This is a genomic window from Bacillus sp. FSL K6-3458 (assembly GCF_038005045.1).
Taxonomy (GTDB): domain Bacteria; phylum Bacillota; class Bacilli; order Bacillales; family Bacillaceae; genus Bacillus; species Bacillus altitudinis.
The window spans coordinates 1,695,327-1,719,817 of record NZ_JBBOSI010000001.1 but is presented as its reverse complement, the minus strand read 5'-3'; the positions used below and the strand labels follow the sequence as shown (position 1 = coordinate 1,719,817).

32 protein-coding genes are annotated in these 24,491 nt (G+C 41.2%); 4 read left to right on the top strand and 28 right to left on the bottom strand.

Going from position 1 to position 24,491, the window contains the following annotated elements; translation table 11 throughout:
• Window positions 1-8 precede the first annotated feature (8 nt).
• Complete coding sequence (locus tag MHH23_RS09165; protein ID WP_257474529.1) at window positions 9-599, bottom strand: hypothetical protein; 591 nt, start codon at window positions 597-599, stop codon at window positions 9-11.
• A gap of 494 nt (window positions 600-1,093) precedes the next feature.
• Here MHH23_RS09165 and MHH23_RS09160 point away from each other — a divergent pair, with 494 nt between their 5' ends.
• The 3 genes from MHH23_RS09160 to MHH23_RS09150 all read left to right on the top strand — a co-directional run bounded on the left by MHH23_RS09160 (window position 1,094) and on the right by MHH23_RS09150 (window position 3,857).
• On the top strand, window positions 1,094-1,798 hold the full coding sequence (locus MHH23_RS09160) for an endonuclease (protein ID WP_340959394.1): 705 nt from the start codon (window positions 1,094-1,096) through the stop codon (window positions 1,796-1,798).
• Between the two features lie 165 nt (window positions 1,799-1,963).
• Window positions 1,964-3,340, top strand: coding sequence for a M6 family metalloprotease domain-containing protein (locus MHH23_RS09155; RefSeq protein WP_340959393.1), 1,377 nt, complete (start codon window positions 1,964-1,966; stop codon window positions 3,338-3,340).
• Window positions 3,341-3,626: 286 nt separating this feature from the next.
• Window positions 3,627-3,857: a hypothetical protein gene (locus tag MHH23_RS09150; protein WP_340959391.1), complete on the top strand. Its 231-nt coding sequence runs from the start codon at window positions 3,627-3,629 to the stop codon at window positions 3,855-3,857.
• 39 nt (window positions 3,858-3,896) lie between these two features.
• On the opposite strand, the gene MHH23_RS09145 is transcribed toward MHH23_RS09150, so the two are convergent.
• The 16 genes from MHH23_RS09145 to MHH23_RS09070 form a co-directional block, all read right to left on the bottom strand.
• Window positions 3,897-4,709 (bottom strand): peptidoglycan recognition protein family protein, encoded by an 813-nt coding sequence (locus tag MHH23_RS09145; RefSeq protein ID WP_340959389.1) that lies wholly within the window; start codon window positions 4,707-4,709, stop codon window positions 3,897-3,899.
• A 52-nt stretch (window positions 4,710-4,761) separates the two neighbouring features.
• Window positions 4,762-5,025, bottom strand: a complete 264-nt coding sequence (locus tag MHH23_RS09140) for a phage holin (RefSeq protein WP_340959387.1) — start codon at window positions 5,023-5,025, stop codon at window positions 4,762-4,764.
• 11 nt (window positions 5,026-5,036) lie between these two features.
• Window positions 5,037-5,249 (bottom strand): BhlA/UviB family holin-like peptide, encoded by a 213-nt coding sequence (locus tag MHH23_RS09135; RefSeq protein ID WP_034620157.1) that lies wholly within the window; start codon window positions 5,247-5,249, stop codon window positions 5,037-5,039.
• A 61-nt stretch (window positions 5,250-5,310) separates the two neighbouring features.
• Window positions 5,311-5,499, bottom strand: a complete 189-nt coding sequence (locus tag MHH23_RS09130) for an XkdX family protein (RefSeq protein WP_191098110.1) — start codon at window positions 5,497-5,499, stop codon at window positions 5,311-5,313.
• Window positions 5,489-5,836 (bottom strand): XkdW family protein, encoded by a 348-nt coding sequence (locus MHH23_RS09125; RefSeq protein WP_340959386.1) that lies wholly within the window; start codon window positions 5,834-5,836, stop codon window positions 5,489-5,491. The genes MHH23_RS09130 and MHH23_RS09125 overlap by 11 nt, the downstream gene beginning before the upstream one ends.
• Before the next feature lie 10 nt (window positions 5,837-5,846).
• Window positions 5,847-6,731: a hypothetical protein gene (locus MHH23_RS09120; RefSeq protein ID WP_340959385.1), complete on the bottom strand. Its 885-nt coding sequence runs from the start codon at window positions 6,729-6,731 to the stop codon at window positions 5,847-5,849.
• Window positions 6,732-6,748: 17 nt separating this feature from the next.
• A complete protein-coding gene (locus MHH23_RS09115) occupies window positions 6,749-7,132 on the bottom strand; it encodes a phage tail-collar fiber domain-containing protein (protein WP_008361274.1) in 384 nt (127 codons plus the stop codon).
• 12 nt (window positions 7,133-7,144) lie between these two features.
• Entirely contained in the window at window positions 7,145-8,068 is a 924-nt protein-coding gene (locus MHH23_RS09110) for a YmfQ family protein (RefSeq protein WP_340959383.1), read from the bottom strand.
• Complete coding sequence (locus MHH23_RS09105; RefSeq protein ID WP_340959382.1) at window positions 8,055-9,101, bottom strand: baseplate J/gp47 family protein; 1,047 nt, start codon at window positions 9,099-9,101, stop codon at window positions 8,055-8,057. Before MHH23_RS09105 ends, MHH23_RS09110 begins: the two co-directional genes overlap by 14 nt.
• Window positions 9,094-9,522, bottom strand: a complete 429-nt coding sequence (locus MHH23_RS09100) for a DUF2634 domain-containing protein (protein WP_340959380.1) — start codon at window positions 9,520-9,522, stop codon at window positions 9,094-9,096. Before MHH23_RS09100 ends, MHH23_RS09105 begins: the two co-directional genes overlap by 8 nt.
• Window positions 9,522-9,803 (bottom strand): DUF2577 family protein, encoded by a 282-nt coding sequence (locus MHH23_RS09095; protein WP_191098116.1) that lies wholly within the window; start codon window positions 9,801-9,803, stop codon window positions 9,522-9,524. Before MHH23_RS09095 ends, MHH23_RS09100 begins: the two co-directional genes overlap by 1 nt.
• On the bottom strand, window positions 9,800-10,891 hold the full coding sequence (locus MHH23_RS09090; protein WP_340959378.1) for an XkdQ/YqbQ family protein: 1,092 nt from the start codon (window positions 10,889-10,891) through the stop codon (window positions 9,800-9,802). The genes MHH23_RS09095 and MHH23_RS09090 overlap by 4 nt, the downstream gene beginning before the upstream one ends.
• 11 nt (window positions 10,892-10,902) lie before the next feature.
• Window positions 10,903-11,565, bottom strand: a complete 663-nt coding sequence (locus MHH23_RS09085) for a LysM peptidoglycan-binding domain-containing protein (RefSeq protein ID WP_340959376.1) — start codon at window positions 11,563-11,565, stop codon at window positions 10,903-10,905.
• Window positions 11,558-16,537 (bottom strand): transglycosylase SLT domain-containing protein, encoded by a 4,980-nt coding sequence (locus MHH23_RS09080; protein WP_340959375.1) that lies wholly within the window; start codon window positions 16,535-16,537, stop codon window positions 11,558-11,560. Before MHH23_RS09080 ends, MHH23_RS09085 begins: the two co-directional genes overlap by 8 nt.
• Before the next feature lie 3 nt (window positions 16,538-16,540).
• Window positions 16,541-16,693, bottom strand: coding sequence for a hypothetical protein (locus tag MHH23_RS09075; RefSeq protein ID WP_008361258.1), 153 nt, complete (start codon window positions 16,691-16,693; stop codon window positions 16,541-16,543).
• 23 nt (window positions 16,694-16,716) lie between these two features.
• The gene (locus tag MHH23_RS09070; protein ID WP_106025143.1) at window positions 16,717-17,166 is read right to left on the bottom strand and encodes a phage tail assembly chaperone; all 450 of its coding nucleotides are present in this window, start codon (window positions 17,164-17,166) and stop codon (window positions 16,717-16,719) included.
• A gap of 151 nt (window positions 17,167-17,317) precedes the next feature.
• On the opposite strand from MHH23_RS09070, the gene MHH23_RS09065 reads away from it, so the two are divergent.
• Window positions 17,318-17,407 carry a putative holin-like toxin gene (locus tag MHH23_RS09065; protein WP_074041930.1) on the top strand — a complete coding sequence of 30 codons (90 nt, stop codon included), beginning with the start codon at window positions 17,318-17,320 and terminating at the stop codon, window positions 17,405-17,407.
• A gap of 309 nt (window positions 17,408-17,716) precedes the next feature.
• On the opposite strand, the gene MHH23_RS09060 is transcribed toward MHH23_RS09065, so the two are convergent.
• From MHH23_RS09060 to MHH23_RS09010, 11 genes are read right to left on the bottom strand one after another with little or no spacing between them, the layout of a single operon-like run.
• Window positions 17,717-18,160 carry a phage tail tube protein gene (locus tag MHH23_RS09060; RefSeq protein ID WP_044139480.1) on the bottom strand — a complete coding sequence of 148 codons (444 nt, stop codon included), beginning with the start codon at window positions 18,158-18,160 and terminating at the stop codon, window positions 17,717-17,719.
• Window position 18,161: 1 nt separating this feature from the next.
• Window positions 18,162-19,508 carry a phage tail sheath family protein gene (locus tag MHH23_RS09055; RefSeq protein WP_340959371.1) on the bottom strand — a complete coding sequence of 449 codons (1,347 nt, stop codon included), beginning with the start codon at window positions 19,506-19,508 and terminating at the stop codon, window positions 18,162-18,164.
• A 2-nt stretch (window positions 19,509-19,510) separates the two neighbouring features.
• Window positions 19,511-19,735, bottom strand: a complete 225-nt coding sequence (locus MHH23_RS09050; RefSeq protein ID WP_340959370.1) for a hypothetical protein — start codon at window positions 19,733-19,735, stop codon at window positions 19,511-19,513.
• Window positions 19,722-20,177 (bottom strand): phage tail terminator family protein, encoded by a 456-nt coding sequence (locus MHH23_RS09045; RefSeq protein ID WP_340959369.1) that lies wholly within the window; start codon window positions 20,175-20,177, stop codon window positions 19,722-19,724. The genes MHH23_RS09050 and MHH23_RS09045 overlap by 14 nt, the downstream gene beginning before the upstream one ends.
• A gap of 4 nt (window positions 20,178-20,181) precedes the next feature.
• Entirely contained in the window at window positions 20,182-20,688 is a 507-nt protein-coding gene (locus MHH23_RS09040; RefSeq protein ID WP_047946066.1) for an HK97 gp10 family phage protein, read from the bottom strand.
• Window positions 20,685-21,041, bottom strand: coding sequence for a DUF3599 family protein (locus MHH23_RS09035; RefSeq protein ID WP_148942625.1), 357 nt, complete (start codon window positions 21,039-21,041; stop codon window positions 20,685-20,687). Before MHH23_RS09035 ends, MHH23_RS09040 begins: the two co-directional genes overlap by 4 nt.
• The gene (gene yqbG / locus MHH23_RS09030) at window positions 21,038-21,430 is read right to left on the bottom strand and encodes a protein YqbG (protein WP_340959368.1); all 393 of its coding nucleotides are present in this window, start codon (window positions 21,428-21,430) and stop codon (window positions 21,038-21,040) included. Before yqbG ends, MHH23_RS09035 begins: the two co-directional genes overlap by 4 nt.
• A 5-nt stretch (window positions 21,431-21,435) precedes the next feature.
• A complete protein-coding gene (locus MHH23_RS09025) occupies window positions 21,436-21,813 on the bottom strand; it encodes a YqbF domain-containing protein (protein ID WP_340959367.1) in 378 nt (125 codons plus the stop codon).
• 5 nt (window positions 21,814-21,818) lie between these two features.
• The gene (locus MHH23_RS09020) at window positions 21,819-22,742 is read right to left on the bottom strand and encodes a phage major capsid protein (protein WP_340959366.1); all 924 of its coding nucleotides are present in this window, start codon (window positions 22,740-22,742) and stop codon (window positions 21,819-21,821) included.
• A gap of 22 nt (window positions 22,743-22,764) precedes the next feature.
• Entirely contained in the window at window positions 22,765-23,928 is a 1,164-nt protein-coding gene (locus MHH23_RS09015) for an XkdF-like putative serine protease domain-containing protein (protein WP_340959365.1), read from the bottom strand.
• Between the two features lie 5 nt (window positions 23,929-23,933).
• Complete coding sequence (locus tag MHH23_RS09010; protein ID WP_340959364.1) at window positions 23,934-24,491, bottom strand: hypothetical protein; 558 nt, start codon at window positions 24,489-24,491, stop codon at window positions 23,934-23,936.

Here is a 24,491-nt window from a genome sequence, read left to right as displayed (position 1 = left end):
ACTCATTTTTAGCTAGGAGTTTCTCTACTCGAACTTACCTGTTTACTTTCTCTAAGCTCTTTTATAACTGCTGTCTTCTGCTCTTCAGGTTCACTAAAATCTGTTTCCTCTATTTCTTTGAACTCAATGACATCATTCTTATTTTGCTCTCGTTCAGATTTACCTTGCATTTTTTGAAGATATGTAAATCCTCCATAACCTGCTAATAAAGATGACGTCATAAGTGCAGGCATACTAGTTGTTCCTGAAGCCATGACAGCTGAATATGCAATTATTCCAGTACCAACTCCAACGAGCATGTCTCCAAGAAACCCAAGTTCTAAAGTAATTGCACCCTGCCTTAAATTATTCTTGAAACGTAACCCAATTAAAAACAAAAGAAAATCAATTATAATCAAGGGAAGTTTAATTAGATTCTTTTTCCATTCCCCATTTTCATACTTTAGATTACACTCGTAAAAAAAGTACACTACTGGCAATGAAATTACCCCGTTTAGTTTAAAATGTCCTATTAGGGAACCTATTAAACTACAAATTAAAGAGACTAGTAGCTTTTCTAGATCTTCATCTCCAATAAATAATAAATTTTCCAGACCCACTTCCACCCATCCTTTTTTCTATTTTACAAGGATAATATTAACACAAAAGGTTTATTTTAACTATTAATTATAAATGCACTTCCTAAATCGTTCTCTACAGTTAGAAAGCAAGAATAAGAAATGCAAATCTCCATCCAAATAAAAACAAACATTCTGTTGAAATCTTTCTGGTGTTGATGATATAATTCCACCCTTCTTTTAGTTCTTTTTCAACAGCTTGTACATGTTGTAACACTGCTCTAATCTTTTTAACGGATTTGAGCTTCCCAAAACTCACAAGCGCACTTAAGCATTGTTGTGTTATACCAAGTATCTCTTCGACTTCTGCTGTCGTTATAAACTAAATTTTTTCGTTTTCTTTCATAATCGCTTTTCTCTCCACATCACAATTAATCCTTTTAATAAGATAAAAATAACGGCTATTTCTATGTTTATTTTCCAATTATTTGGAAATTAATAGGGGTGGTGTTCAAATTAAATAAGGAGGTAAATCGATGAAACAAGAAGAGTTTATTGAAATAGCTGGAGGAACTTTCAAAAATAATGAGTACTATGATGCTTGGGGTAAAAAAGACAAATACGAAAATTTTTGGGCATTCTTTGAAAGTGATTATAAATATGTAAAAGCAATCTATAGTGGCTTGGACATAAATTCTTTAAAACAAATGAAATTACATAGCATAGAACATATTTTTCCAAAGGGCACACTAAAAAATTATTTAAAACTAAGAAATGAAAAAGAAGACATTATTAAAGGGGCAACTACCAATCCTCTTAACTTTGCAGCAGAACATAGAGAGGTAAATAAAGAAAGAGGACACTTACCCTTTGAAATAGAAAACGATAAAATTATTAGACAAATTAGGTTAACTCCTCCAGCTTACTATACTGATTGGGGAAGAGATCATGAAAATGAATGGATAGTACCCACAATTAGTAGAGGAAATGTTGCTCGAACAATGTTGTATATGTCTTTAACATACAAGGTTCGCGACCTTTTTCAAGAGCACTTAAACACTTACATCTATTGGGCAAAGAGCGACCCATTAACACACTGGGAAATTGAATTTAACCAATGGGCATATGAAAAACACAAAATTAAAAATCCATTTTGTGATGATTCAACGGAAATGGTCAAATTATTAGACGATGCAGAGCTTTTTCAAAACCTTTTGTTTGAAAACAGGATAACTAATTAAAAAACGTCCCTTCTCAATAATGTAGGGGTTTCTCTGGATAAACTAAGTGAATAAAATTCTAAAAGCAGTAGAACAATTTAGAAGATAAAATTTCAAGGAGGAATTTTTTATGCCTGCAGATAATTATGGAGTTTTAAAGGGTAATGTAATGTTAGGAGGAAAAATATGAAGAATTTCCGCACTGTCCCCTCAGCTCCGGAAGTAATCACATATTTAACAAATGAGTACAATAAAAAATGGAAAGGATTAGGTTTTACCTATCGGCAATTTCTTGCTTCACGTGGTTACTCCAATCCAGCACACAATATTATTGGCATGGATGATCATACTTTAGGCTCTATTCATAAACACGATTTTCAAAGAATATCTATTCCACGGGTACCGATAACTGGAGATTTGAACGTTTTTGTCTTATTAGTTGATTTCCCAGACTTAGAAGGCAAATTACCAAAGGGGCATTATGAAGATCTACTATTCTCAAAAGGTTCCTATCCTACCGGAAGCATGTCCGACTATTACAATGAAGTTAGCAAAGAAAAGGTTACTGTTAAGGGGGAAGTTCATGGATGGTTTAGAATGCCTGAAAAGTATTCATACTATACTAATGGTAAATCTGGACTATATGAAAATTACCCTCGAGATGCAAGAAAATTAGCAGAAGATGCTGTAAAAACTGCTCTTGAACATGGGACTAGCTTCAATTCAAAACTTGACAATTTTAAGGATGGTACTATAACTGCATTATTTATTGTTCATGCAGGCCAAGGTGCTGAAAAATTAAATCCTAACATTAGTGGTAACCATATTTGGTCACACAAATGGCAAATGAAAAATCCTCAGTTAGTGGCACCGGGGCTTACTGCAGTCACATATTTAATGGTACCTCAGGATGCCTTATTAGGCGTATGCGCACACGAATTAGGTCATTTAGCTTTTCAATGGGATGATTTTTATGACCCTAATTATGATTCGGATGGAGATTATTGGGACGGTAATGGTATTTGGGACTTAATGGCGAGTGGTTCTTATGCAGGGAGAGAATTATGTCCTGTTCATCCAGCTGGACTTCATAAATTACAGCATGGATGGGTTAAAGTAAAAGAAATTAATAAAAGTGAAGAAGGATTAACTCTAGAACCAATTACTCGATCAGGTGGTGAGATATTGAAAATTAAAGGTCCTGGCTATACCAAGGATCAATACTTACTACTTGAAAATAGAATCAAGGAGAATTTCGACAGTTATATACCAGGGGAAGGCTTATTGGTGTGGAGAATTGATGAAGCATTCGGGAATGAAAAAAGCGCTTCCCCAGGAATGCTTTTAATTCAAGCAGATGGGAATAACAATCTAAGCAATCCTCGAGATGGAAATAGCGGTGATGCCAGCGATCCATTTCCTGGATCAAGTAACATCTCATCAATTTCAGATACTGGAAATATATCAACTTCTTTTTCTGATATACCATCTGGAGTATCATTAAAGAACATTTTGTTTAATCGAGAGACTAAACAGATAAAGCTTGATGTGATTATTAAATAATATAAGATCCCCCCATTATTTTGTTAACAGAAATCATGATGATTTACTCTTTATGGAAACTATTTTAAATCTTTACTCCTTTTAGTAAATATAAAACATAAACAAAAAAGCCCCTATCCATTAAGGACAGGGGTTTGTTCATGTGCTTTCATTTTCTTTATACATAATCCTATAGTTTTGTTGGATTTCAGTCTGTAAATTCGGTATTTTTTTCGTGTTTATTTAAAAAATTGAGATAAATACTATGTTTGAGAAAGGAGGGATGAGATTGTCTACCACACACACTTTGATTACAGCGGATCCTCTAATACTTCCTGCTGGTGCTACTGATTATCTTACGATTCAAGCTCCACAAGACGGCGACAGAACACCTTTTTGGTTTTGGGGTTTTGATATTCCTGCCAATAAGAAAGTATTTTTCTTAGGCCAAGATTTATCAGGAACACAGACACTCAAACTTAAATTTTATAACTCAGAAACCGTAGAAGTTAAAATAACAGGATATATTATTCGATAGGTTTAAAAAAGGAGGGCGGATTATTTCAGCCCCCCTTTTTTAATTTATTACTGCCTCAAGTTTCGCTTTTGTCTTCGGCCCGTAAATGCCATCAGCAGAAAGCCCGTGCATGAGCTGGAACCGCTTGACCGCATCTGCCGTTTTTGGTCCGTAATAGCCATCAACCCCGTTGTTTTTTGCGCCTTTGTCGGGGTAGTAATATACAGCAGCCAGAGCTTCTTGCAATGCTTTTACTCCCGCACCCTTTGTCAAAGGTTTGGTTACTTTGATAATGCCAGATGGTAAGTTAAACGACTTTTTAGACGTGCTTTTCTTTGGCTTGGATGACGTATTTTTGACAGGTGTCGCTTTCGTCGGCTTTGCTGTTGCCTTTTTTCCTGTGTGAGCAATCGCAATACCGGCTTGGAAGCTGTCCCAACGATTCAACAACTTGCGAGGACAATTTTTTCCGCTCCATCTCTTATGAGGCACAACGTTTGCCAATGGAATGCCTTGTTCTGTCATCAGCTTCCGAATGAGCCATTGAGCATTTTCAACCGCTTTTTCAAAATTGCCGTCTGCGTTTTCACAAATCTCAATTCCAATTGACTTCATGTTTCCGGTTCCTCGTCCATCTCCTGCATGCCATCCGTTTTCTTTTAACGGCAGATGTTGATAAATGACTTTATCATCCACAGTAAAGTGCCAGCTCACCGCTGTACTAGATCGTTTAACAAAACTAGCGTGATTAGCTGCATCTGCTCCTTTTTTAGTATTAGCGGTGTTATGAACCGTAATATACAAAGGCTTCATATAGTTGCCTGGTCTGTTGCGGTTACCCTTTGGAATAAAATCTTTAATGATTTTTACCACGTTCATCGTCTCCTTTTCGGTATATTAAAAAGAGCCACCTCATGGCAGCTCCTTACTTCGCTAATCCTTTTTGTTTTAGGACTTCTTTCTGTAACTTTCCTTTATCGGTCACATAGTTGTTTTTGAACCATGCGACAAGGGTTGTCACTAAAGTAAAGATCATTGAGAAGGCAAGGTACAATGTTTCAGATAATGATGTGATTTGATCTTCTTCAATCGGTAAAACTGGTTTACCAAAAAGAATTAAAGTTTGGTTGATCAATGCCATAAAAAGAAGCACTGTGCGAATGACAGTGCCTTTGTCGAATGTTTTCATGATAATTCCTCCTATTTTAAATTTCGTTCAATTTTATCGAGCTTGTCGATCACAACGTCATATTTCTCACTAAACTTTGCTAACACATCATTTTGCGCTTCGATTTGTTCATTGAGCTTGTTTTCACGCTCTTTAGTTGTATTGAGGACATAAAACAGTACCCAGCAAAACAACACCGCAAATGGTCCTTGTGTCATCAAATATTGAGCCAAATCCATTTCCACCATACTCACCTACCTCACTTTGTCCACCCCCTTAAAGAAGGCAAAATAAAAAGCCTTTCTACTAGGCTTCTGACGTTTCTTTATATACTTCACCAGTTATTTCTTTGTATTGATCATGTGTAACATATTCCTCCTGAACGCCCTCTTCTAGATCTTCAATTGAACAATCCTTGAACGACATTGCTTGTTTAACCATTGCAGTTGTGGCCCATTTATAAAATAAAGCTAACACCCAAAAATTAAGATTCATCTGTAAACCCTCCCTTCAATTTAAGGATGTCTATTCGCATTTCTGCAAGCTGCTGTCCTAACATTGCATTTACTCTTTCTGCCTGTTGACGAGCGATTTTTTCTTTCGCTAACTGTTCACCAATAAGAAGTAATTGCTTTTCGACTTGGGTCATAGGTTGTTCATTATCTAATTTCAGATACTTTTGCCAAGCAGCATCCAACTCTTCAGCCGAAGGCTCAGGTTCTTCTAAGAGCCATGTATCTATGAATTGTCCCTCTCCATCATCCCGAACCGAATAATCCTTACCTAGTTCCGCATTCGGGTATAAATATTTGATTGCTAGTGCCTTATTCATCATATCCCTCCTATCTCAATTGAGACATCGTTACATAAGCAGTGTTTATTGATATTTTTTTGTTTGTCCCTCTAGGTGTGATGTAGAAAGTTACCTTATCGCCAGCTTTAAATTTTTGTAATAAATAAAGCACGCACGTACTTGAAGCTGTTGTAGGATTCCAGTTTCCAAACCTCTGGTATTCACTTCCATTGACATAACAAGCTAAGATATTATCTGATCCGACTGTAATATTATTGCTAGTGACATAAAGCCTGATTAGATATAGTCCGTTATTTTTTAAAGTAATCTCAGAACGTGTTCGATTGTACTCGGCTAGGTCGTCCGCTCGTGTCGCCCCAAAAACAAGCTTTGTTGCGACATTTTCAGCGGCTGAAACAGATGAATTATCTTGATCATAAGTATCAACAAAAGTGCTCTTTACCATATCCTCAACTGTTAAAACTTGTTTCCATGTGATAGATATATGGCTAGAATTATAGTAGAAGTAATACGCATTACCTGACGTATCTACCGCAAAACCAGTTCCGATATTGTTTTGGCCAACAGTCTGTATTCCTCTCAAATAGGCATTGCTGGGTGCTGGGGAATCTTCTACACCAGGGGATGCAATGAAAGTACAGGTCCCTTTGTCTTTTATTGCATCATAAATATTTTTGTCAGCTGGAACAGATATCAAGTATTTGCCGTCATCAGCTGTGATCTTATAAAGCTGCGATTCATTCCATTTCTTCTTCTCTGCTGCAGATGCATGCGGCTGAGTATCGCCAATATGTTCTATGATCTGATCTAAGAGTCCAGAGTCATTTTCAAGCAACACATTAACCATGTCATTGAACAGATCCGCATGAGCCTTGTCACTTGTTTCAAACACTTTAGGAGATTTAATATCCATCGATGAGCACTCCTTTCCTAGTAAATATCATCAATCTCAAAGATGAATTCAATGTCACCGTCTTTTTGCTTGTCTGTCATGGTACGGATGGCCGTAAACTTTCCATCTTCATCAACAAGAGCTAATTCGTTGATGACTTCTCCAGCAAGCTCCCCTTCAGCGATGGTGCACGTGTACCGGATCTTCGCCGGCTCCATGAATTCATATGAATCAATTTCTTTTTGAACAAGCTCACTCTTTAATTCTTGTTCTGTTCCATCCAGAGAGATTGGCTTTCCGTCCTTAGTTCCACCATTCCCAAAAGCCATCTTAACCACTTTTGTGAGCTTTGTTCCTTCTGCTCTAGCCTTCGCCATTTGTTGGCGAGCATAAAGCGTTGTAACGGTTAATTGATCAGCCATTATGATCCTCCTTTATAAATCTATTAGTTTGGACGTGGCAGCTAGATATTTTGAACCGTCTAGCGGTACCGATCCATCAAGCGTCCAATATTTCTGCTTAATGATTACACTTCCGCTCTGATCATTTGATACATGAGCAGCCATGCGGAATGTCATTTTCTTTTTTTCTTTCAGTACATTTTTGAAACTTGATCGAAGTGTAAGAGCCGCTTGTTGATTCGTTTCGTGTTTGGCTCCAACCATGACATATCTTGTCCGTCCAAGAACTTTCATTTCTTTTTTGAGCTTCATCGCCAGCTTTAAAGATTGCCTGAAGCGTACTGGAATATCTGTTGAATTGCGCGATCCGCTTAAATAAAAAGTGCCATTAAGTAAAAACTCCCCATTAAGCAGGATTGGGATGTGATCAAAAAAGCCCACTCTGCTGCGCAGTGTGAGCCTGTTATGATAGTCTTTAATTTCTTTTACATCTGTATGATGAACGCTTGTGAATTTGTAAGCCAAATGAGCCGGTTTGAGATTTTCCAGCGTTTCAACGATGTATCTTGTGTTTTGCAGATCATCCAGATTCACCCGTAAAGAGAAATGATAGCGGCCTGTCGTTAGACGAACCACTGCGCTAGGGTTCTTCAAGAACCGGTTGACTGCCCTCTCTAAAGAAGCATAAGTGATCGGTGGAATGTTGGACATGAGATTCAATATACGTGCCCTGCGCAGCTCAATAGAATCACCTGATTCACGCTGCACCTTCAGCATCCTTTCCCATCGATTCAGCCCCCACGTGGCAGTGAGCGGAAACAGTTGATCAGTCATATCAAAAATAGAATCGTCTAGCATTTCCATCTCAGGAGCTTCGGATTTCATGAGCTCATCAAAATCTGTGATCTCCGTTAGATAGGAAGGTAAATAGGCTTTCATATCATCATACTTGCTCATTGACGATCACCTGCCCTAAACGCGGAATCTCAATGTCTTGAAGTGGTAAGTTTTTTGCCTCACCGTTAATCAATACATCCGCATAATCAGACACACTATCAGCATGATACAAAATGTCGTTGATCGCTGACATTCTGATCACATTTTCTTCAAAAGCAAGTGATTTAAGAAGCGCTTTGACCTTCTCTTCAATCTCCTCTTGTGCATCTTCAATGGAGTAATCCATTTTAAGCTCCACAGATACGGACACCTCTACATCTTTCCATTTGGCACTCTCGATGGTTGCGGTAGCTCCAATCGGTGCTTGGCCTTCCCCTTCGCCCGGAACTGGATCAATGTACTCCTGCACCTTATTGACAAGCAGATCCGTCGACACATCAAAATTCCCGTCAGTGATGACAACTTTTACTGTGCCTTCACCATTCCAAAGAGGAAATACCTTTGCCCTGCCGACTCCTTCTACTTCTTCAGCCCATTTTTTATAGTGCGCTTTGTTGGCGCTGACAGCTTCCCGCCTTGCCCTCATCAAGTACCGCTCATAAAGAGCTTCATCATCTTCTTCCTCTTGCCCCGGTATCTTCAATTCTCCAAAAATGACAGACTCTAATCCTGGTATGTTATCGAGCGATAGGAGCGGCAGCTCTGCAAAATTACCATTGCCTACAGCACCAGTGGTTTCACACTTCAGCGTGCCGTCAGATTGATATTGAAAATATAGACTGTCAATGTAGAACCTTGAGCCAATTGGTATTCTGATACCTTCAGGTGCGACTTCAACGGACCATACAGCACTTGTGGCCGCTTTACGAGTGATCCCCACTTCAGCAGCTCGTCTATCTAAAAATTCTCCCTGCGCTGTATCCGCAAAGACAAGATCGAATACCTGATCAAGCCATATATAAGATTGAGCAAGTTCCGCAGCTGCAGGAGCCAGCGCATTCCATATAACGCTGTTTTCACGTTTATCAATATCATCGGGTATACGTTCCAACATGCGTTCCATGATGGCTTCATACGATTGTTCTTCAAACATCTTCGCCAATCACCTCCTCGATCTCCAAGGTTCCCTCATCTGTCACCACTTCAAATATCACCTTAAAGGCTGCCCCCTCTTTAGTGATCTCAAAATCTTGAACACTTTCGATTCTCTCATCAACAAGAAGTGCTTCTTCAATGAGCCGCGGGATCTCCATCTCCTTGTATTCGTCCGTTGATTCTTCATCAGACACAGCTTCTTGAACCTCACATCCTACATCATGGCTATAAACGGCATGTGAATATCGTTCAGTTCGCAAAGCCATATAAACGAATTGGCGAATGGCATCAAGACCATTAATCTTTTCGTTGGTTAGACGGCCAGTTTCAAAGTCGATTCGGTAGGTGGTAGAAGGCTCGACAATATCATCTTCATCCTCCTCATAATCTTCAATTTCTTCTTCTGGGGAGAGTGCCATCACGAACCACCTCCTACTACTTTATCTAAGATGTAAAACGTCTGGCCGCCTGTCATTGCAAGGACCATGACACTATCGCCTTCTTCTAACTCATCATCTTCCCCCTCATCTAAGCGGGCTGGCCATATAAGCAAATCTTCAGGAATGATGAGTTTGTCATTTTCATTTAATCGGATGCTTAGAGGAGAAACAGACACAACATCACCGAGTATCAATTCAGTTGGCGATTGTGCATCAACCGCATTGACAGCCAATCGCTTAATTGCATCGCTTAGTTTCATGACTGATTCCCCGTTGGGATTGTATTCTTTTCAACGACATCAATCGTCATGGTGTGTTTAACCCCTTTGAATTCGTGACTGTCTTGATCGATCCAGTACGTTTTTTTGATGCCGATGTCCGGAATGATTATGCGTACTGGCATCCCGCTTTCTAATCCAGAAATACCTAGAGCTTGGATGCTTTTCAGTTCTTTTTTTACACCTTTCTTTTGTGCCAGTCGGACATCAGCTCTCTTTTGCAGCTGTGCCTGATTGATTTCCCCTGACACTCTTTCAACGTGCTGCAAGATGCCGTATTTGCTTCTTGCAGCACTATCACTCGCCACAGCCAACATCTCAATCTCTTTCTTTTGCGTGACCATTTTTGGCTTTGTTGGTTTGGTCGTTTTCTTATCTTTTTCTTTATCTGTAGACTTAGATTTCTTTTTTTCCTTCTTCAGCACTTTTATTTTTTCCACATGTGTTGCTCTCATCTTCACACGTGTGGCCGTTTCCTCAATCGAGGTGCTGTACTGATAATCAATGAGATTCACGCCTGATTCAATGACCCATACTTCGGACGGATCAGGCCACGCTCTCAGCCCCATCTTTCCTTTAGCAGAATAGATTTGATAGTTACGCCCTGTTTGCTTCTTTGTTTCTTTCAACGCCTGCAGGATGATGTCATAAAGGCTTGTATCGTTTTTGAATACAAGTGATTTAATGACATGGCCAGTGTTAGCGATCGACGTCATCGGGATCTGAAAATCTTGACCAAGCCGCTTCATTATCTGATCAGCTCTCTTATTTGAAAATACATACACATCCTGGTTCTTCACCAAATACTGAAGCATGTCATAAGCAGTAAAAGTGAGCTTTTCGTCCTTCGGTGTTCTTGCAAACACTGTTCCTCGAAAGAGTTCTTTTCCTTTCCACTTGAAAAGAACCGTGTCTCCTTCTTTGATGCTGTAATACTTTTGACTTCCTTGTTTTGTAACGATTGTTGATTGTATTGAGCGGGGAGCCTGATACCTTTGCCCCCGAAGTGTCACACTCTCTGTCACAAGCTCATACATGGTTCCGCTTCTGATGGCAAAAAGCTCAATCAATGTCAGCCCCCCTATTGTGGTATTTTCAATTTTTGACCAGGGAAAATCCAATGCCCTGGTTGTCTAATATTGCGTCTACTCCGCTTGATCATCGCAGCTTTATTCGCATTCCAAATACGCCGCCATTTTGTGCTATCACCATAGAAACGACCAGAAATATCCCATAAGGTATCGCCCTTTTTAACGGTGTACACTTTTGGTGCGCCTTTTGAGCTGCGTTTTTTGCTGCTCTTTTTGGCTTTCCGTTTAATTTTTCTTGGTGATGCTGTTTTGTATTCTTTGAGTTGCAAAGTAAACTCTCGATCACCAACATCATAAGTACCTTCATTGTGGTTAAAGCTTTCTATGCTGCATTGGATATTGATTTTGGTTCCTGTGACAATAAAGCGTACAGGCTTTTTTGACTTCATGAATCGCTCTATTTTGGCAATCGCATTCTCTGGTGATGGAATACTTTTATATTCAGCGATCGGTGTATACTTCTTGGGAAAAAAGGCTGTAAATGAAATTTGGCGAGCCCCTGGTACATCCAAGAATGTGAGCTCACCAAATTTTGATACTTTGATAGATTCATTTTGTACGTTGTTATTCAGTTCTAATTTCTCAGGAAGAACAGGGAATCGTAATTTGTCCTTCCCTTGCGAAATCCACATTTGATATTTTGATTTAGCCATCGATCACGACTCCCTTCGTTCCTGTGTTGATTTCATTCTCTAACTCATCAATGAGCATCTGTTTGATCTTCTCTGCAAGGCCTTCTGCGTCTTGGCCATTATGATAATGCTGCTCACCATTAAAATTAATGATGATCTGTTTTGATCCACCAGAAGCAGACGGTGCATTTGCTGTGCCAGCTGTTACTGTTTGCACCTGACCTTGTGAAAGTTCAGATGGTGTAGCGGTGGCCGGATCATAAACATCCATTCCAAGTGCCTGTGCAGCTTGCGCCAACAAGTAGCGGCCACGAATCCCACGCTCTTCAGGAATAATCCATTCACGCTTGTTTCCTTCACCGACTCTAGCTATCTGTTCCTGAGTAATCAATCCGCCGTTTGCATACCCCTTATATGGTCCACCGTTTCTGATACTTCTCAATCCAGGAGTATTGTACACATTCCCATATCTGCCTTTGATGTAGTTGATAGCAGCTGCAGCATTATGGATTGGGTTCCAGATGTCGTTCATGCCGTTGACTTTATTAGAGTTAAAGGTCGGATCAATGGTCTGCATTAATCCTTTAGACGGCGTTCCTCTCTTGGCGTTTGAATCCCATAGGTTGATCGCTTTCGGGTTTCCACGTGACTCATTCTGCGCGATCGTCATCAAACCAGGTAGCCAGCTCATCGATGTGCCGGTTGCCATTAAAGCAGCCATCAGCCACTGTTGAACACTCAGGTTAGATGCACCCATACCACTAAATGCAGCGATTAAGGAACCAGCTTGATTCTCTGCGAATTTCTTCACGTCAACTGAATCAAGACCTTTGACGACTCCGATCGATGCGAATTTCCCTAGACTCATCATGACACGTGAAGGAGAATGAATGTCTAGCTCTTCCCTAAACGCCTGTTCTACCTTCTTGGCCATGTCCTTAGCCGCCTGTGTCACTTCACTTCCTTTTGACCTCATACCGCTATTAAATGCGTCAATCATTCCTGCTCCCCAGGTAGGTGACTCTTGGCGAGCGGATAAGAAAGGTTGTCTTACATTTTGATCTAAGAATTGACCTGTACCAGTTGGTGTCATGTTTTGACCTGCAGCAAAGCCGGTGACAGTTTGCGCTCCATACTGCGGAGTCGATGTCTGAATTTGAGTAAATGGTTGCTTGATATTGGCTTGCTTCCACTGCTCCAGTGAAACGACTTTGCTGTTTAACCCTTTTTCAAAGTCAGTGCTAAACTGTTCCCCATATTTTGATGCGTTGCCCGCATCTCCAATTGATACCGATCCACCTGCAGAAGTGGAAACTGATGAAGCAGCAGCCGGTCGCATAGGAGACGATGAGCTTGATGGAGAAGTAGGTGAAGCGCCGTTTGGCACAACAGACATTCCGAGATGTGAAGCAGCCTGTGCAAGCAGCATCTTTCCTCGCCCTTTGTTGTTTTCGGTCGGGATGACAAACTCCTTACCCGCCTCGCCGATCCATGAAAGTGTTGGCTTTGTGATATAACCACCGGTGGCTTTCTGATCTGGTTTTTTTCCCTTGGTAGGGACTTTTTTCATACCTGTTTTTTCTTCACCTTTTCTTTCAAAGAAATTAAATCCTTTTCCAGTAATCTCTTTTGCTTTACCAACCACTTTACCAACTAAACCGAAAAAACCATTCCATATTTCTGTTAGTTTTTCAGCATGTCTCTTCAATGGTTGAAATACTTTTTCATCAAACCAACCACTTACTGTCTTCCAGATACCTTTGATGATTCCCCATGCATCCTGAAATTTCTCCCACACGAAGGTAATCGCTGGCTCTGCATACTTTTTATATGGTTGCCACACATACTCATCAAACCATGTTGCGAGCACCACCCACGATGTTTTAATCCAGTTCCACGTGCTTTTAAACAGGTTCCAGATAAACATGATAGCTGGCAATCCAACATTGATGAAAGGCTGCCATACGAAGGTATCAAACCATACCGCAAATGTACCCCATACGAATTGAATCCAATTCCAGAACTCGGTTAGTTTATTCCACACCCATGCGATAGCTTCAATCGCCACTGACCCAAACGGTTCCCAGACATAAGTCATAAACCATGCTGAGAAAACAGACCAGGTGATTTGTATCCAGTTCCATAATTCAACGATCTTGTTCCACACTAGTGTGATAGCAGTAACCGCCACTTGTCCGTAAGGATTCCATACATTGTCCATGAACCATGTTGATGCAGCTCCCCATACGGTACTAATCACTTCCCATGCAACGACAAAAACACCAACTACAAAGTTGATGATTGGAACTGCAAAGTTATAAATCGGCAGCCAGACGTTATTCATAAACCATGAAGAAAGCTGACCCCATTTCTCTGTGATCCATGTCCACGTATCTTCGAAGAACGTTGTGATAGGTGTTAGAACATTATCATTGAACCAACCGGAAACGGTGGACCATGTGTCTTTAATCCACTGAACTGCATTCTCTGCACCTTTGACAAGCTCATCCCATTTCTTCTTGATGGTTCCGTCATCAAACATCTTACCGATCCAGTTACCGAGATCGCCGCCAAAGATGCTGCCTAATACCCCACCGATCGCTGTTCCGATACCAGGGGCGATCATTGTTCCGATTGCCGCTCCACCGATACCGCCACCTAGATTCCCCATGAATCCACCGATCTTTTCACCTTTATTATCATTATTCATACCGATAAGTTCAGTGGCTGCAATCAGTGTACCGAGAATAGGGATACGTTTTCCGATGCTCTTTGCACCTTTCCCGATACTGCCTAAAAATCCACCGCCTCCACGTCCTTGATTTGGCATTGTCGGTGGTCGTACAGGCTCACCTCTATTGATCCAAGGCTGACGATATTCAGGAGGTCTTGGGTTCCTTGGAGGTCTTGCTCCTCCAGCTCCACCGATTACACCACCGCTTGTTCCTGCTCCCATTCCTCCTCTTAAACCTTTGCCCCATTTGTAGGCAGCAAAGGCTCCTGAAAGAATGGATTTAAGCGGCTTTAATAAAGTGACCACTTTTCCAAGGAATGCGAGTGCAAACGCATTGGCAATCAAAGCCCCAGCAATTGACCCTTCACCAGTAAGTGCATTCAAGTTGATCTCACCGATCTTCTTAGTGATCCGAATGCCCAATTGCACAGGATCAAGAGCTTCAAGAAACGATTCAATGAATATCTTTCCTGCCTTTGCTCCTGCATCAGTGAAACTGTCCTCAGATGATTTGTCATCAATACCAAGCAGACCGTTGATCACGCCGTTTATGATGCCACCGTAAGTCTTCCCGACATTCTCGGCCATTTTGAAAAGACCAGGCTTTCCTGTCTTTTCCCACCATTCGCCAAAGACGTCTTTTGTATTATCTAAGACGAGCTTCCACCGAGTTTCAAAGTCCATTTTTCTGTATTTTTCTAGCTGTTCAAAGTGCTTCTTCAACTTTGGATTGTCTTTAAATTTGACCTTCAGTTCTTGTGTCTGCTTCTTGGAGAGTTTTTCTCCTGGGAACAAAATTTTGAACTGATCACCAATAAATCCGAATACGCTTTTGGTCGGATTTAAAAAGCTCTTCGCAAAGGCTTTACCAGCCTTTTCAGCTTTGTTTGATAGATTAGTCAGCACAAAGGAATATTCCCCACGCCATGTCCTGAACGCTTCTAACGCAGGTTGGAACGCAGCTGCTAGTCCTTTACCCCAAGGCATCAGGATGCTGTTGTTGATGAATGATTTCACACCCAGAAATAAGTTGGCCAAGTTGTCCGACATTTTGATCATCATGTCGTTGTATTTGCCAAACTCTTTTGTTACTTCTGGCCATGTTTGCTTTATGTCTTTGCCGCTCTTTGCAAGTTTTTCGAGCTTACCTCTAGCATCACCAGAGATTGCCCCCATTTCCTGAAGCGCTGCCGTTGCGTCACCGATAGGACGCCCCGATTTAATGCCGTCATATAAACGCCCCATCCATAGCGCAACTTCTGAGAACGGCCGCTGAACACCTGCAGCAACGTCCCCGACTAGCTTCATACCTTCAGTCGTAGAAAGAGCATTGCCTGTAAATACTTGAAGGACACGACTTGACTCGAAAATCTCATCACGAGTAAATGGCGTTTGACCAGCAAAGGCCGTCAGCTCGTCCAGACGTGCATCTGCTTTTCCTCTGCTGCCGAGCAGTGTTTCAAAAGCCGTGGTCATGTTCTGTCGATCCGCTACCATTTTGAGCGGCACGACAATACCACCTGTTGCACCGGCTCCTACTCCAAGCAACCCAAGTGTGCTGGTGACAGCTGACACGATCCCTCTCAATGGCTTTGTGATAAGATCAAGAACCTTGATTGTGGTTGTGTAAGTCCGTCCCAAGTGGGTATTTGCAAATGAGACAGCTCCACGTACTGGAGCGGTGAAACGATCGATCGCATTAATCGCCACCCTGTATTCAGTACCTAACGTGTTCCGAGTATAAGACGCTATACGGCTGACTGTACGCCGGATCATATCAACGGCTCTAATAGTGTAGCTGTAGCCCCGGCCAAGCTGACGCGCTGCATATGATGCAATACGTCTGATCCCCGCAGTCGCTCGATCATGAACCGTTATGGCAAACCGTTCTACTTTGCCAAACTTTCGATCGATATAACGACGTAACCGGACAAGTCCTGGTGTTGCCTGATCTTTAATGCGCATCAACACACTATGAGTACGCGGCATCTTGCGTTGTAAGAAGCCATTGAACTTTCGTAGTGCTTTTGTGGCCAGATCATTTACATCCAGCGTAAGCTGATAAGTTCGAGCAAGGTCACGCAATACAAACCGCTGCACACGTCTTAATGCAATCGTGGCATTGTCCCTGATCCTTAAAGTGATTGGCCGCTCTGATCTGCGGCGCAATCTATCAAGTCTCTCTAGGTCCCCTCTGATCAAACGCAATTTACGCGTGATCCGGTCTTGTAATTCAAACCGAGCGGTTAAACGAGCCATGTCTTATCCTCCTTTCTTCGATTCCTTTTCAAGCACTTCTAATTTATGGGCTATTAACCCAAACAAAAAGCCTTTGAAACGCCTTGGCGCTTCATAGACCTCTAAGAGTTCAGACGGGGAGTAATGAAGCTCATGCATGCAGTAATACAGATACACAGCCTCTTTGTTCCCGTCTTTTATTAGTTTTTTGCTTCTGTTTCAAGGTCCTCAATTTCATCTTCAAAACCGTTGACCTCAATGGCTTTGTTTAACCAGTTCGCATATTCACCGCCGACAGATAGGACACGCTTTGCCACTTCGACTGGATCTTGTGTGCTGTATGCTTCACGCAATTCTTTTGACTTAAAGTCAGGATAAATAGTTGATTCAACCGCAATACGTGCATAGAAGCGTTGAGAATCCAAGTCTTTCACACGTCCACGACCTTTAACATTTTTGAAAGTCGTGTTTTCTTTCTCTAGTTCATCGATGCGCTCAGTTGTAATGGCTTTGAATACGAATGGAATCACTTCACCCTTTTTATCAACAAAGCGCTTTGAAATGATTGATTTGATTTCTTCTGTCTCAGCTGTTTGTCCTGGCATAAAGAATGAAAGATCATATACGTTGTTTGTTTGTTTTTCGCTCATGTTTAAAAACTCCCTTTGATTTGTTTTTTGAATGCAAAAAAGCACATCCATTTTTTGAATGTGCTTTCCAATCTTTTCATGTATAATATAATTCGTACAATTGAACGGCTTGCTCAAGGGTGTCTGGCTCATCCCCGATAGGAAGGGGGTGATGCTCATGTCAACGTTCCAAGCGATTTCCCTAATGCTTTTATTCGGGATGTTTATCCTTGCTTTGTTGACGTATATAAACAAAAAATAGACTCCCCTTGAGCTTTGGACGGTTGAAGGGAAAGTCTATCCTTAAAACTATCTAATTGATAAGCCAGCCCCTTGAAGGGCCTCATTGTACATTGCCGGGATGTTGACGCATCCTGGCTTCTTTTTATTGTATGCAAATCACTTTGCATGTAAACAAGTTTTTTCTCGAATGGTGAAGGGTGGGTTCACTATTATCCCATGTATCCCATTTATCAAAAGTATATCATATTTGTACAAAAAAGTGAAAATACCTTATTTAAAAACACTCACTAGTCAGTTCTTTTGTTACATTTTCTATGGTGATTAAATTTTAAAAGGAATCTTTCAGCTTCTCAGGAAGATCAAAGTCCTCAAACGTGAAAGGAACCTCTTCTTCCAGTGCTTCTGAATCCACATCAAGCCCTGCGATCTTTGCAGAATCAAAGTTCACATCAAACAATGTGACACGCTCGGTGCCGCGGCCAGATGATTTGTCATCCAAAACTGCCTGAATAGTGAAGTACGGGTCTTGTCCTTTTTTTACATAGTTGAGCATGAGTTGAACGAAACGTGATGTGACTTTATAGAAAGTCGCTGTGCCAGTACCATTCGCACCGGTTGTCTTGTGACCGGTCATACGACGGCCCATGACATTGACCTCTGATTTGTTTTTCTCCACGTTCGCTTCAAACGTTTTGATGAACGCCATTTCCTCACCGTCGAGAAAAAGACGCCCTTCCTTACCTGAAATGGTATTCTGCGCTTTAAAAGCCATCTTATTTCACCTCTACATTGAAATAGAATTTTTCAGCTGCATCAACAGGTTGAACAGCTAGATCAATCAAGAAACCGTCACGATCTTCATTCAAAGCGATCGTAATATCAGTTTCAGAGTCAAAGCCAGTGATTCCAGATCCGTCTTGCAACTGAGTTAGATATTGCGTAATGAGTGTTTTCACCAGCTGCAACCCGTCATCAGATGCCGGAATGTCATTGCCATTTGCTTTGCGTAATTTAATTAAATCCTTCAATTCACGTGTGAGATCATTGTTGATCGCATCAAGCACACGAATGATCTTGTTTTTAGCAAATGTCTTGTTCTTCTCTGTTGTGTAAGTCGTTAAAGAGTTAATGTCCTTCTCAACGCTTACTGTGCGATCACGCGCATCAAAGGTGAAAAGAAATTCCCCTTGTGATAGGCGGTATTCCACTTGATCATTATCAAGACGCTCTAAGGTATCAACAGCCCCTTCATATTCCACAAAGGTCAGTGACTGGTTGAAGTTGGCTCCTGCAGATGCACCGGCCACCCATGCGGTAGCTTTGGCTGGTGTGATCTCTGTGCCGTCTTCTAGCAAGACGCCGCTTGTGACATTAATAATTCCTTCATGATCAGCTGCATAGTTCGGTAAAACACCTTGGACCTTACGTCCTTGGTCATCACGCAAACGCTTGACGAAGGCCACAAATGTCGCTTTTAACTGCTCGCTAGTGTTATTAGGTAGCGCAATTACGTCAAAGTATTCTGTTTCAGCTTCTTCAAGGAATGCTGTGTAATCTGCCACGCTTGGCACACCGTTTTTCCCACCGCTTAGTGTTACACCAGCAGTGATCGTCACTTCACCTTCACCTGAAAATTGAACGTATTTATTTTGCTTCAGCTCTTTGACATCAGTGACAATCTGCTTATCAACAATGTCTGTACCCACGTAAGTCACCACATCACGCTTGGAGCTATCCAATACGTTTTCAGTGACTTGGATTGTCACCTCATTCCCTTTCTGTCCGCCATAATTGGCAAGAACGTTGAAATTCTCGCTGATCTGAGCCTTTGCAGGTTCACCCTCATTCAAGCGATATAAAAGAACCGTCTGTGCTTTTTTCTTCGCTTCTCGGAAAAGAAGGAGTGACTTATCATCGATGTTTAATCCGACTTTTTTATTTAAGTCCTCGATTCCTGAAATAGAGAGAAACGTCTTAGGTTCACCCCAACTCATCGTGATTGGAAGTGCAACGGTGCCGCGATCACCTAACGTGATACGTTGCTGTGCTGTGGTTTTGAAATTGAAGTAGATACCAGGACGCTTCTTTTCTGTACCTGGTGTGAAAGTACCTCCATTCATGCTTAAACCTCCTTAGACAAAAAAGCATCAATCTGCTTCTTTGCTTCTGTTTTTGTAATTGGTTTATCTTTGATATAAAAAAGAGCACCTTCAAGGATTTCAGGCTTTACGCCAAACAATTCCTTGCTGTGCTCTTTCAAGGCTTCAAATGAAAATGCTGCTTCTTTAGGAAGAACCGGAGCGGCTTTTTCTTCTTTCACCTGTGATTCATTTTTAGTCTTGCTCACGTTTGATCACCCCGTCTGAAAAATTTATGTCGTCAAGGCTTGGCTGCTCATCTCGGTTGTACCAATAGGCACTATCCCATGTGAGGACAATTGTTGCCACGCCTTGATCACCATTCCTAGTTTCTGCCCTCTTAATGCGAACATATTGATCGAGCGGTTCACCTTCTACATTGACCATCTGAATAATATTCCGATCAGCTGACAAGGCATCAACGATTGTTTCTGCCGCATCATGAGCCTGCTCAGAGTCCTTGTGAAACACTTTTATATGCAGCGTGTATGTTTTGAGAAACGTTGAAACAGTATCGTTTTTTGTGTTTGTCCATGCTGCAGGAAAGTACATTGAAGGAATCTGAAATTGTTCGGGAATCTCTTTTTCATATACTTTCACCGGAAACTGCTTATAACAATAATTCATGATGGCGCCGACTTCTTGATTCATCTAATCACCGCCCAAACTGCTGATTGATCCACCGTTGGAGCCTGTTGTCCAGAGCTCTTTCAAACATTCGTTCAAATATCGTTAGAGCATTATCCCAATAGCCTGTACCCTCGACCCATTGGAATTTAAGGAGCATCCCTGTTTCTGCGTTCGGATCATATTCAAAGCGATCTCCTACCCAACGTCCTGGAACCCATCGCCTGTCCTGATTCTTTGATGGATCAATGGTAAAGTGTCCGTCGTTCGTGTATGACGCATACTCTAAATTCGTACCGACATCTAGTGTAAGACCGCCACTATCCATAGAAAAGACGTTCTCTCGATCACCTTTTTGAAATGAATTCAGAAGACGCCGAGCATCAACCGTTTTTGTGCGAATAATTTCATCCTGAACAATATCGAGAAACTGATACCCCATCGCTTCCAGCCATTCCTCATATTCCGCTCTCAAGTCGCCATTGATAGCTGCATCCAAATCCTCTATGAACTGATCAAGACCATCAATTCTCATAGGCTTTCACTCCTCATTGCTACCACCTCAATATGATGGTTTTTGATCCGTCTAGGCTTTTGCAGTTTCAATGTCACACCTTCCCATACCACTTTGTCATTTATTCGGACATCAGCGGTAATAGGAAAATGAACGAGATATGATTGATGAATGGTTGCGTTTGGCTCCTGCTGTGTGATGTTCTGATTTCTCTCTGTGAAGTAACATGCTTGATCAACTTGATCAGGCTCATCAGGATATGAAAAGAGCGGCTGCGCATCTTGGACAGGTATTCCATAGCGATCTTTTGACAGCTGCTCTGTTTGCAAGTGATATATATCGCATCGATCCGTTAATAATGATTGATAGCTCATAGCGATCTCAACCTTAATTTAACGCTGCCTGGATCTTCTGGCGCTTCTCCTGGCTCGATATAATCTATCAACAGGTTATACACATCTGGCTTTGAAACGGCGTTTCCGTCTGCCAACGTGTATGAATAGTCGCCAATCTTTTCTGACTTGTACCCTTTGATGATTGATTCATCCCCGTTGATCAGTGCGAAGAACTGCGCCATTTTAATCAATGCGATCTTTACCTTTTCGGGAAGCGGCTGATATTTTTCACTTGTGAAATCATGACCTACGATCTTAAACACCTCAGCTTCAGCCTCAATGATGTCACTTTCCAATAATTCATCTGAGCGGTTTTTCACGCTCTCGAATACTGTATATGCCCTAACATCTTCAGGAGAGATCAGCATCGGCCTTACTCTCCTGTTTTTTCTTGTTGCTTGAGGATGAAGGCAATTCTTTCACTTTCATTCTTGAACTCAGACGGATCGCCGCCAAGATCAACAATAACGGCTTCTTGTCCATCTTTTTTCATTTCCTTCAATTCAGTTTCAGTGTAGATTTTTTGTTCTTGTTGTGGTTTTTCTTCCTCTTTCACAGGCTTATCATCTTCTTTTGGTTGATCATCCGTTTTTGGATCATCAACAGGAGCTTTCACTTCTGTACAATTGAAAAACTCATTGCCATCGAGATATTGAAATACCTTTTTCTCAATCTCTTTCTCCTGATTTAAAAGAAAGACATGCCCCATCACAGAGTATGTCTTTCCCTTGATCAATTCAGCTGTATACATATTGATCACTCCTTGACCTTGATGATCTTAGCAACAGCATCCTCTTCCTCAAATTTGCTGTCGAGCTTCGCAGTCAACACAATGATGAATTTACGTCTACGGATGTCCTTATCAACCTCAATACGAATATTGCGAGAGAAGCCCAAGATGATGTTTTTCGGATGAGTCAACAAGATGTCAGAAACATCTGTGCCGTCTTCATCATATGGCTGCATGTTTGCAATACCTTTGACTGGAACACCGAATGCGGAGGACAGTCCACCTTGTACAGCTGCATCCCCTAAATTCGTCTGACGATCCGCTACTTTGTCTTTCCATTCGACCTCTTGCCCTGGGGACGTATAGAATCGGAACTCTTGTGGAATACGCAAATACTTAGAGGGAACAGCTTTGTATCCCTGTTTAAACACTTGGCGTGTAAGTGGTTCACCAGCTACATCTACGATATGAGATGTTGCTTGCTTACGAATACCATCAAGTTGCGCTAGATATGCATCACTAGATTTCGTATCACCATTCAAAATCAATTCTTCAATATCAACGGCTGCACGCTCAGCAAGCATTTGCATGATAGTATTTTGTAAATTATCACCCTCGATGTTATTTTCAAGCGTGTCATATGTGATATTTACTTCAGCGATGACTTCTTTTGCATTAAGCTCCACAGTGCTTGTAGTTGGCGCAGTCTTTTGCTCATTAGTTAAACCTACACCTTCTTGACCAGGACGAAGAATCCGCTGACCAAAACCGATTTTTTCGATTTTTTGTGCATCACTATCCATTGGAATAACACGTGCATCTTGTAGCAGTGTTGGTGCATTTTGCACCATACGAATAAATGTGCTAGATTGGGTCGGATTCATGAGACCGCCTGTCTTTAATGTACCAAGCGTCACTTCCGCTTTGTTAATTACCTCTTGATTTCTCACTCTAGTTCCTCCTTTTCTCGGCTTAAAGCAAGCCGCCCCATACCGTTTCAGATTTTTGTAAGTCTTGTTGTTGTGCATCCCCTACTCCATTACCTTGCGGACGTGCTTTTTCAAGCGCTTCGACTCTTTCAACTACTGGAGCCAGTGCCTTTTCTACAGCTGCGGCCATTTCTTTTGCAACAGCTTCATCTGGTTGATTTTCTTGCGGATCAGTTTGCTGCTCGCCTTCTCCTTTTTCAAGGTCTTCCAGTCGTTTTACAACCGGTGCAATTGTGTCATCTAGCATCTTTTGCAGATCTTCTTTTTTCACTTCTTCGTTCTCCTCCTTCTCTTCCGCTTGACTCAACAGATTGTCGATAGCGGCTCTTGCATTTTTCAATTCAGTTAAGTTAGCAGTTGAAAACTTTCGGCCAGCTTTTGCGACAGCTTCAGGTGGATCAGTTTGGATCCCAGCCAAGTCATCAGTAAGCAAAATCTCTTGTGTAATTTCCACAAAGTCTTGCAGTGCTGACCTAACCTTGTCAGGATCAGTCTCCAAGTCTTCATCGTCGTAAGAATTCCATTTATACAAAACGGAATTCAGTGCATCTTGTGCCGCCCAAAACTCACGACGCATGCGGCCTTTGTCGTATCGATTCTTAACTTCTCCTTTTGATAAAAAGAAGTTTTTGAGCAAAGAAAAAAGCCCCTTCTCTTCAGAAGCTGGCTCACACTCTTGTTTTCCTATGTCTGCTGTTCCGGCCATTGAATATCCGGTGATCTCACCCTTTTGAATCTGGTTCCAAATATCTTCGGAAGCCTTTGTAACAAGGACCCACGATCCTTTCTTGATAATCTCCTCGCCCATTTCAAAGTCAGACGGAGCAATGTACGATTCAACGACTTCTCCGACACCACCTTGGAAATCATGCTGCTTATCGATCTCACGTGCATCCTTCAGGAACCCATGAGCGGCTTTTTCGATTTCTGCCGGCGTCATGTAATCCCCATGTGCATCAGCTACGTTGGGTTCGTATACAATACCGTACACAAGACGTTGTGCATCATCAGCTTTGGCAATGACCTTGATCTCTTTTTGAAAGTCTGGATGTTTTTCTGATTTCATAAAAAAGAACTGCTTTTGATTAGCAGCCTTGTCCACGTATGAAACGTGTGTGATTTTTGCATTAATCAATTCCCGTGGCAATTCATTCACCTCCTTTCAGAGAGTTTGTCTAGATTTATAGCCAATAGTTCACTTGCATCAATGAACTTATTGGCTTGAGATTCAGATATTTGGTCATAATTTGATAATATATAAAACAATTCATTTAAGTTTTTATATGAATCTCTAATATTCAAGTCGATAATTTTCAAATCATAAAGAATATCAATTGCATTTCGATTATTCTTGGAAGAGATATCGTGCTTTACACATAAATCATACATTCTACTTTTGACAACTCGAAAGGCCGTCACAACTGCAACTCTAGGACCTAATGAAGAAATTTGTTCTCTTATTATATTAAATTCATTTATCACAGGACTTTGATAATCTAAACTCACATCTGCATTTGATTGTACTGAATTAATTGTGACCTCACTTAATTTTTTATCAATCAATTCCAGCTCAAAACTTCCATACTTTATCCTTGCTATGTTTTTAATAAGTTCAGCAATAGGAGTTTTCAATATTAGAATTGCAACAAAAATAAATATTGGCCAAATGATCGTGTTAATAATTGATGAAATGAATTCCAAAACATTCAT

Excerpts from the sequence above, each read along its gene's own strand:
- MHH23_RS09160 (WP_340959394.1), top strand. The coding sequence starts at position 1,094 with ATGAAACAAGAAGAGTTTATTGAAATAGCTGGAGGAACTTTCAAAAAT.
- MHH23_RS09155 (WP_340959393.1), top strand. The coding sequence starts at position 1,964 with ATGAAGAATTTCCGCACTGTCCCCTCAGCTCCGGAAGTAATCACATAT.
- MHH23_RS09140 (WP_340959387.1), bottom strand. The coding sequence starts at position 5,025 with ATGAAAACATTCGACAAAGGCACTGTCATTCGCACAGTGCTTCTTTTT.
- MHH23_RS09130 (WP_191098110.1), bottom strand. The coding sequence starts at position 5,499 with ATGAATCTTAATTTTTGGGTGTTAGCTTTATTTTATAAATGGGCCACA.
- MHH23_RS09125 (WP_340959386.1), bottom strand. The coding sequence starts at position 5,836 with ATGAATAAGGCACTAGCAATCAAATATTTATACCCGAATGCGGAACTA.
- MHH23_RS09120 (WP_340959385.1), bottom strand. The coding sequence starts at position 6,731 with ATGGATATTAAATCTCCTAAAGTGTTTGAAACAAGTGACAAGGCTCAT.
- MHH23_RS09115 (WP_008361274.1), bottom strand. The coding sequence starts at position 7,132 with ATGGCTGATCAATTAACCGTTACAACGCTTTATGCTCGCCAACAAATG.
- MHH23_RS09110 (WP_340959383.1), bottom strand. The coding sequence starts at position 8,068 with ATGAGCAAGTATGATGATATGAAAGCCTATTTACCTTCCTATCTAACG.
- MHH23_RS09105 (WP_340959382.1), bottom strand. The coding sequence starts at position 9,101 with ATGTTTGAAGAACAATCGTATGAAGCCATCATGGAACGCATGTTGGAA.
- MHH23_RS09100 (WP_340959380.1), bottom strand. The coding sequence starts at position 9,522 with ATGGCACTCTCCCCAGAAGAAGAAATTGAAGATTATGAGGAGGATGAA.
- MHH23_RS09095 (WP_191098116.1), bottom strand. The coding sequence starts at position 9,803 with ATGAAACTAAGCGATGCAATTAAGCGATTGGCTGTCAATGCGGTTGAT.
- MHH23_RS09085 (WP_340959376.1), bottom strand. The coding sequence starts at position 11,565 with ATGGCTAAATCAAAATATCAAATGTGGATTTCGCAAGGGAAGGACAAA.
- MHH23_RS09080 (WP_340959375.1), bottom strand. The coding sequence starts at position 16,537 with ATGGCTCGTTTAACCGCTCGGTTTGAATTACAAGACCGGATCACGCGT.
- MHH23_RS09070 (WP_106025143.1), bottom strand. The coding sequence starts at position 17,166 with ATGAGCGAAAAACAAACAAACAACGTATATGATCTTTCATTCTTTATG.
- MHH23_RS09065 (WP_074041930.1), top strand. The coding sequence starts at position 17,318 with ATGCTCATGTCAACGTTCCAAGCGATTTCCCTAATGCTTTTATTCGGG.
- MHH23_RS09060 (WP_044139480.1), bottom strand. The coding sequence starts at position 18,160 with ATGGCTTTTAAAGCGCAGAATACCATTTCAGGTAAGGAAGGGCGTCTT.
- MHH23_RS09055 (WP_340959371.1), bottom strand. The coding sequence starts at position 19,508 with ATGAATGGAGGTACTTTCACACCAGGTACAGAAAAGAAGCGTCCTGGT.
- MHH23_RS09045 (WP_340959369.1), bottom strand. The coding sequence starts at position 20,177 with ATGAATCAAGAAGTCGGCGCCATCATGAATTATTGTTATAAGCAGTTT.
- MHH23_RS09040 (WP_047946066.1), bottom strand. The coding sequence starts at position 20,688 with ATGAGAATTGATGGTCTTGATCAGTTCATAGAGGATTTGGATGCAGCT.
- MHH23_RS09035 (WP_148942625.1), bottom strand. The coding sequence starts at position 21,041 with ATGAGCTATCAATCATTATTAACGGATCGATGCGATATATATCACTTG.
- yqbG (WP_340959368.1), bottom strand. The coding sequence starts at position 21,430 with ATGCTGATCTCTCCTGAAGATGTTAGGGCATATACAGTATTCGAGAGC.
- MHH23_RS09025 (WP_340959367.1), bottom strand. The coding sequence starts at position 21,813 with ATGTATACAGCTGAATTGATCAAGGGAAAGACATACTCTGTGATGGGG.
- MHH23_RS09010 (WP_340959364.1), bottom strand. The coding sequence starts at position 24,491 with ATGAATGTTTTGGAATTCATTTCATCAATTATTAACACGATCATTTGG.